This is a genomic window from Microbacterium sp. NPDC080220 (assembly GCF_040686395.1).
Taxonomy (GTDB): domain Bacteria; phylum Actinomycetota; class Actinomycetes; order Actinomycetales; family Microbacteriaceae; genus Microbacterium; species Microbacterium gawkjiense.
The window spans coordinates 47,321-63,276 of the sequence record NZ_JBFBOP010000001.1 but is presented as its reverse complement, the minus strand read 5'-3'; the positions used below and the strand labels follow the sequence as shown (position 1 = coordinate 63,276).

At 70.2% G+C, this 15,956-nt stretch carries 17 protein-coding genes; 5 read left to right on the top strand and 12 right to left on the bottom strand.

Going from position 1 to position 15,956, the window contains the following annotated elements:
• Positions 1-97 precede the first annotated feature (97 nt).
• The 3 genes from AB0P29_RS00320 to AB0P29_RS00310 are packed head-to-tail and all read right to left on the bottom strand — an operon-like array spanning position 98 to position 2,279.
• Positions 98-871, bottom strand: a complete 774-nt coding sequence (locus AB0P29_RS00320; protein ID WP_253034437.1) for a glycerophosphodiester phosphodiesterase family protein — start codon at positions 869-871, stop codon at positions 98-100.
• On the bottom strand, positions 868-1,812 hold the full coding sequence (locus AB0P29_RS00315; protein ID WP_217531858.1) for an SPFH domain-containing protein: 945 nt from the start codon (positions 1,810-1,812) through the stop codon (positions 868-870). The genes AB0P29_RS00320 and AB0P29_RS00315 overlap by 4 nt, the downstream gene beginning before the upstream one ends.
• The gene (locus AB0P29_RS00310; protein WP_217531859.1) at positions 1,809-2,279 is read right to left on the bottom strand and encodes an NfeD family protein; all 471 of its coding nucleotides are present in this window, start codon (positions 2,277-2,279) and stop codon (positions 1,809-1,811) included. The genes AB0P29_RS00315 and AB0P29_RS00310 overlap by 4 nt, the downstream gene beginning before the upstream one ends.
• Positions 2,280-2,415: 136 nt before the next feature.
• Here AB0P29_RS00310 and AB0P29_RS00305 point away from each other — a divergent pair, with 136 nt between their 5' ends.
• A complete protein-coding gene (locus AB0P29_RS00305; protein WP_217531861.1) occupies positions 2,416-3,177 on the top strand; it encodes an SDR family oxidoreductase in 762 nt (253 codons plus the stop codon).
• Between the two features lie 13 nt (positions 3,178-3,190).
• On the opposite strand, the gene AB0P29_RS00300 is transcribed toward AB0P29_RS00305, so the two are convergent.
• Positions 3,191-4,123 carry an AEC family transporter gene (locus tag AB0P29_RS00300; protein WP_363377623.1) on the bottom strand — a complete coding sequence of 311 codons (933 nt, stop codon included), beginning with the start codon at positions 4,121-4,123 and terminating at the stop codon, positions 3,191-3,193.
• An 85-nt stretch (positions 4,124-4,208) separates the two neighbouring features.
• Between AB0P29_RS00300 and AB0P29_RS00295 the strand changes: the two genes are divergently transcribed.
• Together AB0P29_RS00295 and AB0P29_RS00290 are read left to right on the top strand one after the other, a co-directional pair.
• Positions 4,209-4,673, top strand: coding sequence for a DUF2975 domain-containing protein (locus tag AB0P29_RS00295; RefSeq protein ID WP_253034457.1), 465 nt, complete (start codon positions 4,209-4,211; stop codon positions 4,671-4,673).
• The gene (locus AB0P29_RS00290; protein WP_363377620.1) at positions 4,673-4,900 is read left to right on the top strand and encodes a helix-turn-helix transcriptional regulator; all 228 of its coding nucleotides are present in this window, start codon (positions 4,673-4,675) and stop codon (positions 4,898-4,900) included. Before AB0P29_RS00295 ends, AB0P29_RS00290 begins: the two co-directional genes overlap by 1 nt.
• A 302-nt stretch (positions 4,901-5,202) precedes the next feature.
• Here the strand turns inward: AB0P29_RS00290 and AB0P29_RS00285 are convergent, their stop codons facing one another.
• The gene (locus AB0P29_RS00285) at positions 5,203-5,505 is read right to left on the bottom strand and encodes a DUF427 domain-containing protein (protein ID WP_064002032.1); all 303 of its coding nucleotides are present in this window, start codon (positions 5,503-5,505) and stop codon (positions 5,203-5,205) included.
• Between the two features lie 66 nt (positions 5,506-5,571).
• Between AB0P29_RS00285 and AB0P29_RS00280 the strand changes: the two genes are divergently transcribed.
• Positions 5,572-6,885 (top strand): MFS transporter, encoded by a 1,314-nt coding sequence (locus AB0P29_RS00280; protein WP_363377618.1) that lies wholly within the window; start codon positions 5,572-5,574, stop codon positions 6,883-6,885.
• 58 nt (positions 6,886-6,943) lie between these two features.
• Here the strand turns inward: AB0P29_RS00280 and AB0P29_RS00275 are convergent, their stop codons facing one another.
• From AB0P29_RS00275 to polA, 6 genes are all read right to left on the bottom strand, one after another.
• A complete protein-coding gene (locus AB0P29_RS00275; protein WP_363377615.1) occupies positions 6,944-7,201 on the bottom strand; it encodes a DUF6458 family protein in 258 nt (85 codons plus the stop codon).
• 89 nt (positions 7,202-7,290) lie between these two features.
• The gene (locus AB0P29_RS00270) at positions 7,291-8,052 is read right to left on the bottom strand and encodes an SGNH/GDSL hydrolase family protein (protein WP_363377613.1); all 762 of its coding nucleotides are present in this window, start codon (positions 8,050-8,052) and stop codon (positions 7,291-7,293) included.
• Positions 8,053-8,072: 20 nt separating this feature from the next.
• Positions 8,073-9,422 (bottom strand): MFS transporter, encoded by a 1,350-nt coding sequence (locus AB0P29_RS00265; RefSeq protein WP_363377611.1) that lies wholly within the window; start codon positions 9,420-9,422, stop codon positions 8,073-8,075.
• 35 nt (positions 9,423-9,457) lie between these two features.
• Positions 9,458-10,489, bottom strand: a complete 1,032-nt coding sequence (locus tag AB0P29_RS00260; protein ID WP_217531871.1) for an LLM class flavin-dependent oxidoreductase — start codon at positions 10,487-10,489, stop codon at positions 9,458-9,460.
• Between the two features lie 82 nt (positions 10,490-10,571).
• Positions 10,572-12,248 carry a DUF885 domain-containing protein gene (locus AB0P29_RS00255; RefSeq protein ID WP_363377609.1) on the bottom strand — a complete coding sequence of 559 codons (1,677 nt, stop codon included), beginning with the start codon at positions 12,246-12,248 and terminating at the stop codon, positions 10,572-10,574.
• Positions 12,249-12,279: 31 nt separating this feature from the next.
• On the bottom strand, positions 12,280-14,907 hold the full coding sequence (gene polA / locus AB0P29_RS00250; RefSeq protein WP_363377607.1) for a DNA polymerase I: 2,628 nt from the start codon (positions 14,905-14,907) through the stop codon (positions 12,280-12,282).
• An 83-nt stretch (positions 14,908-14,990) separates the two neighbouring features.
• Between polA and AB0P29_RS00245 the strand changes: the two genes are divergently transcribed.
• Complete coding sequence (locus AB0P29_RS00245) at positions 14,991-15,437, top strand: hotdog fold thioesterase (RefSeq protein ID WP_363377605.1); 447 nt, start codon at positions 14,991-14,993, stop codon at positions 15,435-15,437.
• Positions 15,438-15,443: 6 nt separating this feature from the next.
• On the opposite strand, the gene AB0P29_RS00240 is transcribed toward AB0P29_RS00245, so the two are convergent.
• Complete coding sequence (locus AB0P29_RS00240; RefSeq protein WP_363377603.1) at positions 15,444-15,956, bottom strand: GNAT family N-acetyltransferase; 513 nt, start codon at positions 15,954-15,956, stop codon at positions 15,444-15,446.

The following is a 15,956-nucleotide window of genomic DNA, read 5'->3' as shown; positions in this document are numbered from 1 at the left end:
TCGTCGTCGTCCTCAGGTATAACGAACTCACCTGTGCGGATCATCCGAGAAGACCTCAACGAGTGTGCTATTCACAGCCGATCTCCAGGACCGCCGGTTATACGCGAGATGCCCTCGTCGAGACGCCGACATCGGTCCGATCGGTCACGACGCCGTCGACGCCCATGTCCCACAGATGGCGCATGCGAGCGGGGTCGTCGACGGTCCACACGTGCACCTCGACGCCCGCCGCGTGCGCGGCGTCGATGAGGCGCGGGGACAGGATCCGGATGCCGCGATGACGCTCCGGGATCTGGAGCGCGTCGAGCCCCTCGAGGTGCCGCGCCGCGAGGCGGGGGAGCCGGGCCGTGACAGCCGCCAGCACCCGCGCGAGCGTGCGCGACCCCGCGGACGTCGCCGGCTCACCACCCCGCCCGCGGGCCGAGGTCAGGGCCGCGGCGCGGCGGGCGTCCGAGAAGCTCGTGAGGAGCACGCGGTGCGACTCGCGCGCGGTGAGCCTGCCGACGGGTTCGGCCGCGGCATCCGCCTTCACGTCCAGATTGAACCGCGCGTCCGGGAACGCATCGAGGACATCGGGCAGCACGGCGAGGCCGCCGCGCGTCGACATGATCTCGACGAGTTCGCGGGTGCGGACGGTCGCGACGGGGCGGGGGTCTCCGGTGACGCGTCGCAGATCGTCGTCGTGGAAGAGGATCACGTCGCCGTCGGCGGTGACGTGGCAGTCGGACTCGAGGTAGACGGTGCCGGTCGCGCGCGCGGCGGCGAGGGCGGCGACGGAATTCTCGACGACCTGCTCGGAGTCCGGCGGCACGAACCCGCGATGGGCGAGCACCCGCGGTGCCTCCTCACCGAGGAACCACGGATGCGTCATGGTGCCGGTGTCGTCCCGTCCGTCGGCCGGGCGGGTCCGCCGAACGCGGTGCTGAACGACTTGAGGGCATCGGTGAACTCGCTGGGGATGACCCAGAGCTTGTTCGACGCCCCTTCGCTGATCTTCGGCAGAGTCTGCAGGTACTGGTACGCGAGCAGCTTCTCGTCGGGGTCGCCCTTGTGGATCGCGTCGAAGACGTACTGGATCGCCTGGGCCTCGCCCTCGGCGCGGAGGACGGCTGCCTGCTTGTCACCCTCGGCCCGGAGGATCTCGGCCTGCCGGCGGCCCTCCGCTTCGAGGATCTGGGACTGTTTGGACCCCTCGGCGGTGAGGATCGCGGCACGCCGGTCGCGTTCGGCGCGCATCTGCTTCTCCATGGAGTCCTGGATGGACACGGGCGGATCGATCGCCTTCAGCTCGACGCGCGAGACGCGGATGCCCCACTTGCCGGTCGCCTCGTCGAGGACGACACGCAGCTGCGTGTTGATGTTGTCGCGGCTGGTGAGGGCCTCTTCGAGGTTCAGACCACCCACCACGTTGCGGAGCGTCGTCGTCGTGAGCTGTTCGACGGCACCGAGGTAGTTGTTGATCTCGTACGTCGCCGCGCGTGCGTCGGTCACCTGGAAGTAGACGACCGTGTCGATGGAGACGACCAGGTTGTCCTCGGTGATGACGGGCTGCGGCGGGAAGGACACCACCTGTTCGCGCATGTCCACCAGCGGGAGGAGCCGGTCGATGAAGGGAACGAGGAGGTTCAGGCCGGGGGAGAGGGTGCGCTGATAGCGACCCAACCGCTCCACGACACCCGCGTACGCCTGCGGGATGATCCGGATGGAGCGGAACAGGACGACGACGACGAAGATCGCGACGACGACCAGGAGGACGACGACGAAGATCTGGCCGACGAACGCGCCGACGTCGACGCGGGCGGGGAAGGTCATGCGGGGTTCCCTTCTTCGGGTGCCACCACGACGGTGGCGCCGCGGACGGCGGTGACGGTCACACGTTGACCCGGTATGACGGATGCCGTGGCGTCGAGCAGACGGGCGGTCCAGGTCTCGCCGTTGTCGAGCTTGACCGAGCCGTCGCCGTCCACGAACGCCGAGACCGCCCGCGCCGACATCCCGGTGAGCGCGTCGACGTTGGTCGGGACGTGCTGGCTGGAGCGATGCAGGGCGCGCAGCAGGAGCGGGCGGATCGTGAAGAGGAGGAGCGCCGACACCGCGGCGGCGGCGAGCACCTGGAGCCACCACACCCCTCCGGCGAGGTTCGCGCCGAGGCCGCCGATGAGGGTGCCGGCGGCGAGCATCAGGAACGTGAACTCGAGGGTGAGCAGCTCGATGATGACGAAGAGGACCGCGAGCACCAGCCAACCGATCCACAGGTACTGGATGAGATCGGGGAACATCGTCGGCTCCTTCGGTGAGCGTGTCCTCGCACCCTACCAACCGGGGTCGACGGCCAGGCCGAACCGCCCCCGATTGATAGGCTCGTCCCCGTCCCGTCCGTCTCGTGCACCCGCCGAGCACCCCGCAGGAGTCCCCATGTCGCAGCCCGTTCCCGCCGCATCCCTGACCGGCCAGACCGCCCTCGTCACCGGATCGTCCCGCGGGATCGGCGCCGACACCGCCCGCTACCTCGCGCAGGCGGGCGCGAACGTCGTCATCAACTTCCGCAACAAGGCACCGCGCGCCGAGAAGCTCGCGACGGAGCTGCGCGGCCTCGGAGTCGATGTGCTCACGGTCGGTGCGGACCTCACGGATCCGGCATCCGTCTCGGAGATGTTCGCCGCGGTGAAGGAACGCTTCGGTTCCCTCGACATCCTCGTGCTCAATGCCTCCGGCGGCATGGAAGGCGGCATGGCCGAGGACTACGCACTGACGCTCAACCGCGACGCCCAGGTGGGAGCCCTCGAGGCGGCGCTCCCGCTGATGTCCGAAGGCAGCCGGGTCGTGTTCGTGACGAGCCACCAGGCCCACTTCATCGAGACCACGCCGACCATGCCCGAGTACGAGCCGGTCGCTCGCTCCAAGCGCGCCGGCGAGGACGCCCTCCGCGAGCGGATCCCGGCCCTGACCGAGAAGGGCGTCGAGTTCGTCGTCGTCTCGGGCGACATGATCGAGGGCACGATCACGGCGACCCTGCTCGAGCGTGCGAACCCCGGAGCGATCGCGGAGCGCCGCGAGAGCGCCGGCAAGCTCTACAACGTCGCGGAGTTCGCCGCCGAAGTCGCCCGGGCCGCCGTCGAGCCGATCCCGGCCGACCACACGCGTCTCATCGGCGACACCAGCTCCTTCGGCGCCTGACACCGCCGGTCGGTCAGGCCGAAGGCCCCAGCAGCAGCACCACGAGGAACAGCACGGGGACGCATCCGATCGTCGTCAGGAAGACGGTGTCGCGCGCGATGGTCCTCCCCGTCGCGTACCGTTGCGCGTAGTTGAAGACGTTCTGCGCGGTCGGGAGGGCCGCCAGCACGGTGACGACGAGGACCTCGGCAGAGGAGAGGCGGAACAGTAGCGCCGCCACGACCCATGCCACCGCCGGCATGGCGAGCAGCTTGAGCCCGCTCGCCAGGAGGATGTCGCGGCGTCGTCCCGTCGTCCCCAGCACGTGTTGACCGTTGAGCGAGATGCCGTAGCTGATGAGCAGGATCGGGACCGCGGCGTTCGCGACCAGCTGCAGCGGGTCGAGGACGATCGGTGGGAGCGGGATGCCGGTGGCCGACACGATCGTGCCGAGGAGCGAGCCGACGACGATCGGGTTGGTGATCGTCCGCCGCAGGATCGGCCAGGGCCGCCGCCCGGTGGGGGAGCTGAGCGCCTCGAAGATCGCCATCGTGATCGGGGTGAGCACCAGGAGCTGGAACAGGATGACGGGAGCGGGGTAGGCCGCGCTTCCGAGGACGTAGAGCGACAGGGGGATGCCGATGTTGTTCGAGTTCACCTGCCCCGCCGACAGCGCGCCGATGAGCACCTCGCCGGCCGGGCGCCGCCAGATGACGCGCGCGACGAGAACGTAGACGGCGAACATGGCGACCGCCGCGATCGCCGAGACCGGCAGCAGCGACGAGAAGAGCGTGCGGACGTCGGCTTGGGACAGGACCACGAACAGCAGGAACGGGCTCAGGACGAAGAAGGTCAGCCTGCTGAGCACCTGCTCACCAGTCGGGCCGAGCAGATCGATGCGCCCGATCAGCCATCCCACGGCGATCGCGACGCCGATGACGAGGAATCCCGTGAGGACTGCGAGCACCCTTCGAGCCTAGGGCGGGTCTCCCGTTGCGGAGGACCGGGGGAGAGGCTATCGTTTTTCGATAGATTGAGATCGAAAGGCGATGATGAGCACAGCAACGATCCTGACGCTCCGAACGGCGCTGGTGGCGTCCCTCGTGGGCTCGCTCCTCGTGCAGGTCGGCATCCTTCCCGCGATCTGGCGGGACCTCGAGACCGTGCCGCTCGCGTGGCGGGTGGCCGCCGTCTCGATCCTCGCACTCTGGGTCGTGTGCCTGCAGGTCGTCGCGGTGTGCATCTGGCGGCTCGTCTCGATGGCCGCCGTGGAGGCCGTGTTCTCGGTCGGTGCTTTCCGCTTCGTCGACATCATCATCGGTGCGATCACGGTCGCCGCCGTCCTGACCGCCGGCCTCGCCACGCTGCTCGTGCCCGGAGACGTCGCCCCGGGTGTCGTCGGCCTCATCTACGGAGCCGCCGTGGCGACCGGGGGAGTCGCGCTCGTCGTGGTCGTCATGCGCTCACTGCTGCGCAAGGCGATCGAGATGCGCACCGAGCTGGACGAGGTGGTCTGATGCCGATCATCGTCGACATCGACGTCATGCTCGCACGGCGGAAGATGGCCGTCGGGGACCTCGCCGCACGCATCGGCATCACGCCGGCCAACCTCGCCGTCCTGAAGAACGGTCGCGCGAAGGCGGTGCGCTTCACCACCCTGGATGCGCTGTGCGAGGTGCTGGAGTGCCAGCCCGGCGACCTCCTGCGCTGGAAACCGGAGGCATCGATCCAGGACGAGTCCTGAACGTCTGCGCTCGCCGGCACGTCCGCGAGACTACACGTGCGCTCCGAGACCGTGGCCTCACCCCGCCGTCTGGGCGCGCGCCTGCAGTTTCGCGGGGATAGAGATGGCACCAGCACTCATGAGCGATCGAAAACAGCCGATAATGCACATTATGTCAACTCAATGATGCGAGCGCTCGGCCCCGCTCTCCTCGACCGAGTGCGCTGCGGACGGTGATCGAGCTCGAGCAGCCGCTCCCCGTCACCGCCCGGTTCGTCCGCGCCGCCGAGCTCGGCCCGCTGCACGAGTGAGCGGATGCGGCGTCAGGCGCCGACCGTGACCCCCGGCGAGAAGGCGACGTAACCCGAGAAGTCCGCACCGACGCGGTCGAACGCCGACGGGTACGGGTTCGGGTACGACCAGGCGCCGTCCGCGAGGCGCTCGGAACCCGCTTCGATGTGGAAGTACTGGCACTCGCCCTTCCACGGACACGTGTACGGCGTCGGACTCTCGACGAGCACGCCGTCCTTCACCGAAGAGGGCGGGAAGTAGGCGTTCCCCTCGATGCGGATGATCTGGTCGTCGTCCGCCTCCGCGATGACGGTGTCGCCGATGGTGGCCTTCATGTCGTCCTCCGTTCGCCCGGGTGGGGTGGAGCCAGCGTACGCCCGCCGGAGAGTAGCGTGGGCGGGGTGAGTCGAACCGGTCCGAGCGTGCGCGCATGGATCATCTGGGGCACCGGCGTCGCCGCGTACGTCCTCGCCGTCACCAACCGCACCTCGCTCGCCGCGGTCGGCGTCGACGCGGCGGACAGGTTCCAGGCGGATGCCGCGACCCTGTCGTTGTTCGCGGTCGTCCAGCTGGCCGTCTACGGCGGGATGCAGATCCCCGTCGGCATCCTCCTCGACCGCTTCGGCTCGCGTCCGATCATGACCGCCGGCATGGTCCTCATGGCCGTCGGTCAGCTGACGATGGCCCTCTCCCCCAGCGTCGGTGTCGCCATCGTCGCGCGCATGCTCCTCGGTGCGGGGGATGCGGCGGTGTTCCCGGGTGTGCTCCGCCTCGTCGCGACCTGGTTCCCCGCGCAGCGCGGACCGCTCATGGTGCAGCTCACCGGCATCCTGGGTCAAGCGGGTCAGCTCGTCGCCGTCATCCCCATCGCGACGATCCTCCACGCGACCTCCTGGTCGGTCACCTTCGGCGGGATCGCCGGACTGTGCGTCCTGTTCGCCGTCCTCGTGTTCGCGCTCGTCCGCAACCGTCCACCGGACCTCGCGCGCGACGTCAGCGTCGACACCGACACGGGGGCGATCCGGGTCGTGACCTCGACGATCGACACCGGTGTCGGCATCCGCGCCGCCCTCGCGCATCCGGGCACCCGTCTCGCGTTCTGGTCCCACTTCACGACCCCCTTCGCGGGCACGGCGTTCATCCTCCTGTGGGGTTTCCCGTACCTGACGGCGGGCGAGGGCCGGACCGTCGCCGAGGCGGGCGCCCTCACCTCGCTCTACGTGTTCGCCGGCATGGCCCTCGGCCCCGTCCTCGGCGAGCTCTCGCGGCGCGTCCCGCACCGGCGCTCCCGCGCGCTCGTCCTGCCGGCCGTCGGCTTCCAGTTCGCGGCGTGGTCGGCCGTCATCCTGTGGCCGGGCCCCGCGCCCCTCTGGCTGCTGATCGTCCTCCTCGTCGCCCTGGCGATGGGAGGCCCGGCGTCGATGATCGCCTTCGACCACGCCCGCACGCACAATCCGTCGCACCGGCTCAGCACCGCGACGGGCGTCACGAACGCCGGCGGCTTCCTCGCCGCGCTGCTGGCGATCTTCGCGATCGGCCTCGTCCTCGACCTCCAGGGCTCGGGCACCCCCGACACCTACCGGCTCGAGGCCTTCCGCATCGCCTTCCTCGTCCAGATCCCGCTGTGGCTCGTGGGCGCGACGTTCATCAGCATCGAGCGGCGGCGCACCCGCATCCACCTCGGGATGGATCCGCCCCGCCGGCCGCGCCGGTGACCGCCCGCACGACGAAGGCCCGCCCCCTGGGGGACGGGCCTTCGAAGTCTGTCACGCGTCAGTACGTGCCGTCTCCCGACGTGCGCGTCTCGGAGCGGGTGACCCGCTCCCCCGCAACAGGGTCGACCGTTCGGACGGTCGACTCGCTGGAACGCCGCCGCAGCATCAGCACGAGACCGATGATGAAGACGACAGCGCCGGCGGCCATCATGATGTAGCCGATCATGTCGAGGTTGACGTACTGGACGTCGACGTTGACGGCGAACACCAGGATGGCCCCGATGACGAACAGCACGATTCCGGTTCCGATGCTCATGCGCACACTCCCTTTCTAGGCTGTGTGCTCCGATCATCCCGGATGCTGGAAAGATCCTGGACCCTCTTGACAGGACGGCCTGACCCGGTTCAGCGCGGCTCGACCGTCAGCCAGTCGGCGAACTTCGGCTCGCGTCCGTCTCCCGACGAGGTGCCCGTGAGCCGGCGGCGCAACCACGGCCCGAGATGCTCGCGGAAGTAGCGTCCGCGACCGAGGGCGACCGCCGTGTCCTCCTCCCCCAGCCGCCACCACTCGGTCGGGGGCTGCTCCCCCAGCGCCTCCAGGACGCGCGCAGCGACGCGGTGATGCCCGCGCGCGTTCATGTGCAACCGGTCCGCCGACCAGAACGACGGCTCCGAGAGCTCGCGGTCGGGCCAGTTCAACGCGACGACCAGGTCGTGGCGTCCGCGGATGCGGTCGGTCACCGCGCGAGACAGTTCGTCGCCGCGGCGCTGGATGAGGCCCGCCAGCGGCAACTGCGCGGACGGGTTCGCCCCCGACAGGACGATCATCGTGACGCCCTCCTCGTCGCAGCGGCGGAGCACGTGCGAGAACGCGTCGGCGATGCGCGCGATCGGCGTGCGCGGACGCAGCATGTCGTTGCCGCCGCCGTTGAAGGACAGGTGAGTCGGCCGGAGGGCGAGCGCGCGTTCGAGCTGCTCCTCGACGATCGGCTGCATGAGCTTGCCGCGGATGGCCAGGTTCGCGTACGAGATCGCTGCGCCGCGGGAATCCGCCCAGCCCTGCGCCACGAGGTCCGCCCAGCCGCGGACACTCCCGTCCGGCAGCTCGTCGCCGACACCCTCCGTGAACGAGTCCCCGATCGCGACGTAGCGGATGTCCTGCGGCATCCCTCCAGCGTAGGACGCGCTCACTCGGCGAGGCTCCGCCCTCGGGACTCGGCGAGCCCCCACGTCGCCGCGGCGGCGACGGCGAAGAACGCGCTGAGGACGACGAAGACCACCGGGACGCCGCCGATCGCCTGGAGTGCGGGGACGGCCGGCGGCGCCAGGATCGACGCGATCCGGCCGATGCCGGCTGCCCAGCCCGCCCCCGTTGCGCGCAGCGACGTCGGATAGGTCTCGGGGGTGACGGCGTACAGGGCGCCCCAGGCGCCCAGGTTGAAGAACGAGAGCGCCATCCCGGCCCCGAGGATCAGGGGCACCGTCGTCGCCTGGCCGAAGACGATCGCCGCCACCGCGGAGCCCGCGAGGAAGACCGACAACGTGGCGCGACGCCCCCACACCTCGATGAGCCAGGCGGCGACCGCGTACCCCGGTACCTGGGCGAGCGTGATGATGAGGGTGAACTCGAAGCTGCGCACGAGACCGAACCCCTGCGCGACGAGGAGCGTCGGGATCCAGATGAACGCGCCGTAGTAGGAGAAGTTCACGCAGAACCACACGGCCCACAGCGCAGCGGTGCGCCGTCGCATCCCTGGCGCCCAGAGTCCTCGCAGCCGCATCGCCACGGTCGTGGCCGGAGCGGCCGGCGCCTCGACCGCGTCGACCGCGGCCGGAGCGAGGCGTCCGAACACCGCGGGAGAGGACTCGAGCCCCGCCACGACCCGTTCGGCGTCCGCCGTCCGCCCGCGGGAGGCGAGCCAGCGCGGCGACTCCGGCAGTCCCCAGCGCACGACGAGCGCGTAGACCGCGGGGATCGCGCCGATCGCGAGCGCCCACCGCCACCCCTCCGCGGCCGTCGGGATCACGAGGTACCCGATGAGCGCGGAGGCCGTCCATCCGACCGCCCAGAACGCCTCGAGCACGACGATGATGCGTCCCCGCATCCGTGCCGGTGCGAACTCGCTCACGTAGGTGCTCGCCACGGGCAGTTCGGCGCCGAGACCCAGGCCGACGACGAAACGCAGCGCGATGAGCGCGACGAGACCGCCCGCGAGCGCACTCGCGCCCGTCGCGATGCCGTAGACGAGGAGCGTCAGCGCGAAGACGGAGCGGCGTCCGATGCGGTCGGCGAGCAGTCCGCCGACGGTGGCGCCGACCGCCATGCCGGCGAAGCCCGCCGAGGCGATCCACGACGTCTGCGAGGTCGACAGCTGCCACTGGTCCACAAGGGCCGCGATGACGAAGGAGATGAGCCCGACGTCCATCGCGTCGAGCGCCCAGCCCGTTCCCGATCCGGTGAGGACGCGCAGGTGGGTGCGCGTGAACGGCAGCCGATCGAGACGGGCGGTCAGCGTGCCGGTCGAGGTCGAGGTCATCCCTGCATCGTACGAGGGTCGGGGCCGCGCCCGGGTCACTCGCCGAGCATCTCGCGCACGAGCGGGATGACCTTCGTGCCGTAGAGCTCGACCGAGCGCATGAGCTTGTCGTGGCCGAGGGTGCCGTTGGCGTACTTCAGGTCGAAGCGGCCGGCCCCCAGGGTCCTCACCGTGTCGGCGATCTTCCGCGCGACGGTCTCGGGCGAGCCGGCGTAGATCGACCCCTCGGGTCCGATCTCGTGCTGGAACCGCATCCGGCTGTAGGGTGGCCAGCCGCGGTCGCGGCCGATCGTGTTGTTCTGCGCCTCGAAGCCCGGGTACGCCTCCTCCCACGCCTGTTCGTCGGTGTCGGCGATGTGACCGGGCGAGTGGATGCCGATGGGCTGCGCCTCGGTGCCGAGCTCGCCGATCGCGCGGTGGTAGAGGTCCACGTACGGGCGGAAGCGCGCGGCCGGGCCCCCGATGATGGCGAGCATGAGGCCGTACCCGTAGCGGGCGGTGCGGATCACCGATTCGGGGGATCCCCCCACGCCGACCCAGGCCCGGATGCCCGCCTCGGTCTTCGGGAAGACGTCCGCCTGCTGCAGTGCGGGGCGGGTCGTCCCCTGCCACGTCACCGGCTTCTCCTGGCGCAGGAGCGAGAACAGCTCGAGCCGCTCCTCGAAGAGCGTCTCGTAGTCCGACAGATCGAAGCCGAAGAGCGGGAAGGACTCAATGAACGACCCGCGCCCGAGGATCACCTCGGCGCGCCCCTCGGAGATCGCTGCGAGCGTCGCGAAGCGCTCGTAGACGCGTACCGGGTCGTCGCTGGAGAGGACGGTTACGGCCGTCCCGACCCGGATCCGTTCGGTGCGCGCGGCGATCGCGGACAGCACGATCTCGGGGCTCGAGACGGCGTACTCGGCGCGGTGGTGCTCCCCGACCCCGATGAAGTCGACCCCCACCTGATCGGCGAGTTCCGCCTGCGCCAGCAGGTTGCGGATCGCCTGCGCGCCCGACACGCGCTCGCCCCGCTCGTCGACGGTGATGTCCCCGAAGGTGTCGAGGCCCAGCTCCACTGCGGTCATGTCCGCCCCTTTCATTCAGCTGAATGAACGATAACGGGGATGCCGGCTATTCCCGGCATCCCCGTTCGTCTGTCCGCGTCGTTCAGCCGTCGCGCAGAGCGGCCCGCAACGTGTCGAGACCGACGCCGCCGAGGCGGAGTGCCCGCATGTGGAACTGCTTGATGTCGAAGTCGGCGCCCCCGCGCTGCGCCGCCTCGTCGCGGATCTGCTCCCAGATGCGCTGGCCGACCTTGTACGACGGGGCCTGGCCGGGCCAGCCGAGGTAGCGATTCACCTCGAAGCGGATGAACTCGTCCGACATGTTGACGTTGCGACGCATGAACTCGAGCGCGTAGTCGGCATCCCACACCCCGGTGCCGTCCAGACGCGGCTTGCCGAGGTGCACGCCGATGTCGAGGACGACACGGGCGGCGCGCATCCGCTGACCGTCGAGCATCCCGAGGCGGTCGGCCGGGTCGTCGAGGTAGCCGAGCTCGGCCATCAGGCGTTCGGCATAGAGCGCCCAGCCCTCGGCGTGGCCGCTCGAGCCCGCCAGGAGTCGGCGCCACGAGTTGAGCTCTGCGCGGTTGTAGACGGCCTGGGCGATCTGCAGGTGATGCCCGGGGACGCCCTCGTGGTACACGGTCGTGAGTTCCCGCCAGGTGTCGAACGAGTCGACGCCCTCGGGGACCGACCACCACATGCGCCCGGGCCGCGAGAAGTCGTCGGTGGGCCCGGTGTAGTAGATACCGCCCTCGTTCGTGGGGGCGATCATGCACTCGAGGCGACGGATCGGCTCGGGGATGTCGAAGTGCGTGCGGCCGAGTTCCTCGACGGCGCGGTCGCTGGTCTCCTGCATCCAGGCCTGCAGCGCCTCGGTGCCGTGGAGCTTGCGGCTCTCGTCCTGCTCGAGGAAGGCGACCGCCTCCTCGACGGTGGCGCCGCTCTTGATCTCGTTCGCGATGGCCTCCTGCTCGGCGACCATGCGGGCCAGTTCCTCGACCCCCCACTCGTAGGTCTCGTCGAGGTCGATCGTCGCGCCCAGGAAGCTGCGGGAGTGGAGGGCGTAGAGCTCCCGGCCGACGGCGTCGGTCTCGGACGCGACGGGCACCAGCTCGTCGCGCAGGAATGTGGCGAGCTGATCGTAGGCGACCCGCGCGGCGCCGGCGTTGTCGGCGAGGTCGCGGGCCAGCGAGGCGGGGAGGTGTCCTTCGGCGGGCGCGGCCTCACCGACGAACGACGCGAAGAAGCCCGTGTCGCTCGTGTAGCGCGCGATCTGCGTCACGACCTCCCGGACCTGCCGCTGCGCGGGGACGACACCCTCCGAGATGCCCTGTCGGAGTGTCTCGACGTAACCGGCGAGGGCCCCCGGGATGGCGGCGAGGCGGGTGGCGACGACCGACCAGTCGTCGACCGTGTCGGTCGGCATCAGATCGAACACGGAGCGGATGTCCTGCGACGGCGAGGCGATGACGTTCAGGTCGCGCAGGTGCGACTTCGCCGCGTGGAGGTCGAGGTGGAGCCCCAGCTCGGCCGAGAGGTCCATCTTCGTGACATCGTCGACGTCGTCGACCGCGTCCGCGGCGTCGAGCGCGCGGAGCGTCTCGGCTGCAGCGGCGGCCAGACGCTCGTGCCCGGCGGGCGAGTAGTCGTCCAGTCGGCCGTTGTGCTCCGTGCGCCCGATGTAGGTCGCGAGGCTCGGGGAGAGTTCGGCCAGCGTGTCCACCCAGCGGTCCGCGATCGTGTCGATCGGAGTGGGTGTGCGTTGTGCGTCGGTCATCCTCCGAGCGTAGAGCGTCGCACGCTCCGCGTCAGTGAGCCGCCTCGTCCCAGTCGCCGCCCCGGCCGATCTGCACCTCGAGCGGCACCGAGAGGTCGGCCGCGTCGCCCATGCGCGTGCGGACGATCTGCTCCACGGCATCCCACTCCCCCGTGGCCACCTCGACGACGAGTTCGTCGTGGATCTGCAGCAGCACGCGTGAGCCGAGGCCCTGATCGAGGAGGTCCTGGTGGATCTCGACGAGGGCGATCTTCATAATGTCCGCAGCGCTGCCCTGGATGGGAGCGTTGAGCGCCGCCCGCTCGGCGTTCTCGCGGAGCACGCGGTTGGGACTCGTCAGGTCGGGGAACGGGCGGCGGCGGCCGAAGATCGTCTCGGTGTACCCGTCGATGCGGGCCTGCTCGACCGAGGACCGCAGGTAGTCCCGCACGGCGCCGAACCGCGCGAAGTACTCGAGCATGAGCTGCTTCGCCTCGGACTGCTCGATGCGCAGCTGCTTCGAGAGCCCGAACGCGCTGAGGCCGTAGACGAGCCCGTAGGACATCGCCTTGACCTTGGTGCGCATCGGAGCCGTCACCTCGGCGGGCTCGACGCCGAACACCCGGGCGCCCACGAACCGGTGCAGGTCCTCGCCCGAATTGAACGCCTCGATGAGGCCGGGGTCGCCGGACAGGTGCGCCATGATGCGCATCTCGATCTGGGAGTAGTCGGCCGTCAGGAGGGTCTCGTACCCCGCCCCGACCTCGAACGCCGCGCGGATCCGGCGCGACTCCTCGTTGCGGATCGGGATGTTCTGCAGGTTCGGATCCGTGCTCGAGAGCCGCCCCGTCTGGCTGCCGGTCTGGACGTAGGTCGTGTGGATGCGGCCGTCGTCGGCGATTCCGACCGTCAGCGACTCGATGATCTGGCGCAGCTTCGTGGCCTCGCGGTGCTGCAGCAGCAGGCCGAGGAACGGGTGCGGATTCGTGTCCTGCAGGTCGGCGAGGACCGCGGCATCCGTCGAGTACCCGGTCTTGGTCTTGCGGGTCTTCGGCAGTTCGAGCTGGTCGAACAGCACCTCCTGCAACTGCTTCGGCGAGCCGAGGTTCACTTCGCGCCCGATGATCGCGTACGCGTCCTGCGCGATCGCGTCGGCGCGGGCGGCGAGCTCGCCCGAGAAACCCGACAGCTTGTCGCGGGAGACCGAGACGCCCGCGAGCTCCATGTCGGCCAGGGCGTCGAGGGTCGGGAGCTCGATGTCGGTCAGCACCGCGGAGACGGATGCCGGGAGCTCCGCCCGCTCGGCGGCCGCGACGCGCAGGGCGAACCAGGCGAGCTGACCCGGGGTCGCGCCCTCGGTCTCGGGCACCAGCTGCGACGGGTCGGCCTCGGGGAGCTTCTCGTCCAGGTAGCGGTCGACGAGGTCGGCGAGGTTCTTGTCGGGCAGACTCGGCCGCAGCAGCCACCCGGCGAGGAGGACGTCGAATGCCAGGCCGCCGAGGCGCACACCCGCCCGGCGCAGCGCCTTCACCTGCGGCTTCGCGTCGACCATCACCTTCGGCGCGTCGCCCTGCAGCCACGGGGCGAGCGCCGTGCGGGCGGACTCATCCCACGCGGTCTCGCGCACCGCGTCCGTCGTCGCGACGCCGACGCGGGTCGGGAGCCCGCCGGCGACCGTGACGGTGAGGGCGAGCTCGCCGGTCTGCTCCGCCAGCCACGCCGCGAGGGTCGCGGCATCCGTCTCCTGCGGTTCGGGGGCCGCGACCTCGGGAGCGGGCGGCTCGGCGTCCGCACCGAACGCGTCGAAGACGCGCGGCAGGAGGGTCCGGAACTCCAGGCGGGCGAAGATGTCGCGGACCGCCTGCGTGTCCATCGGCTGGACCGCGAGGTCCTGCGGGGTGAGCTCGAGCTCGACGTCGCGCAGGAGGGCGTTGAGCTGACGGTTGCGGCGGACGTCGTCGAGGTGCTCGCGGAGGTTGCCGCCGACGACCCCCTTGATCTCGTCGGCGCGGTTCAGCAGCTCGTCGAGCGACCCGAACTGCGTGAGCCACTTGACCGCCGTCTTTTCGCCGACCTTCGGGACGCCCGGGAGGTTGTCGCTCGTCTCGCCGACGAGCGCCGCGATGTCGGGGTAGTTCTCGGGCGGCAGGCCGTACTTCTCCACGACGGCGTCCGGGGTGTAGCGCTTCAGCTGCGAGACCCCTTGCACGCTCGGGTAGAGCAGCGTCACGTCGTCGGTGACGAGCTGGATCGTGTCGCGGTCGCCCGAGCAGACGAGCACCTGGAAGCCGCTCTCGACACCCTGGGTCGCGAGCGTCGCCAGGATGTCGTCGGCTTCGACGTCCTCCTTCGTGAGGACCGGCACGCCCATCGCCGCGAGGCAGTCCTGCAGCAGCGGGATCTGCCCCTTGAACTCGGCCGGGGACTCGGACCGGTTCGCCTTGTAGTCCTCGTAGACGCGGCTGCGGAACGACTGCCGCGAGGTGTCGAACGCGACCGCGAGGTGCGTGGGACGTTCGGCCTTCACGAGGTTCACGAACATCGACAGGAAGCCGTAGATGCCGTTGGTGTGCTGGCCGTCCTTCGTCGAGAAGTTGTCGACCGGGAGCGCGAAGAACGCCCGGTAGGCCAGCGAGTGGCCGTCGACGACGAGCAGAGTAGGCTGTGCGGAGTCGCTCACCCAGCCAGCCTAGTTCGGGCGTGCGACATCGACTCCCCCGCAGCGGCGCCGGGTCGGCGCCACCCGAAGCCGAGGTCCGAGCCATGTCCGAGAACGCCCCCTCCCCCGACGCCCTCTCCGCCGGCGACGGCCTGAGCTGGGCGAAGGACCGCGGCCTCGGCGCCCTCGCCGACAAGATGGGGATCGAGCTCGTCGAGTTCACCCTCGAGAAGGCGGTGGCACGGATGCCGGTGGCCGGCAACACCCAGCCGGTCGGTCTCCTGCACGGCGGCGCCTACGTCGTGCTGGGCGAATCGCTCGGATCGATGCACGCCAACCTGCACGCGCGACCCGGCCGCCTCGCCGTCGGCATCGACATCAACGCGACCCACACCCGCTCCGCGACGGAGGGCTGGGTGACGGGCGTGTGCACCCCGCTGCATCTCGGCCGCAGCCTCACGGTGCACGAGATCGTGGTGACCGACGACCGGGGCAGGCGGTGTTCGACGGTCCGGATCACCAACATGGTGCGGGACCGGCCGGCATCCTGACCCGGCTCAGCGCGAGACGGGGTACTTGAAGCCGATGTGCGAGTCGACGAAGCCCAGCCGCGTGTAGAACCGGTGCGCTTCGGTGCGCGCCGCATCCGACGTGAGCTGGACGAGGGATGCGCCCACCGCAGGTGCCGCGACGTCGGTGACCCACGTCATCATCGCGGCTCCGATCCCGCCCGAGCGCTCGATGCCGGCGACACGCACGGCCTCGACCATGAGGCGTGTGCTCCCCCGCCGCGCTATGCCCGGCACCACGGTCAGCTGCATCGTCCCGACGATACGACCCTCGCGCTCGACGACGAGCAGGTCGTTGCCCTCCGCGGCGAGGATGCGCCGCAGCCCCCGCAGATAAAGCGGGCGGTCATCCGATGCCGCGACGTCGCCGCGTCCCGCGCTCACGGGGTCGTCCGACAGCAGCACGATGATCGCGTCGAGGTCGCCCTCCTCCGCACCGCGAAGCGTGACCGACCCGCGACGCGAGGCGAGGTCGACCGGGAGATCGAGCTCGTCGATCAC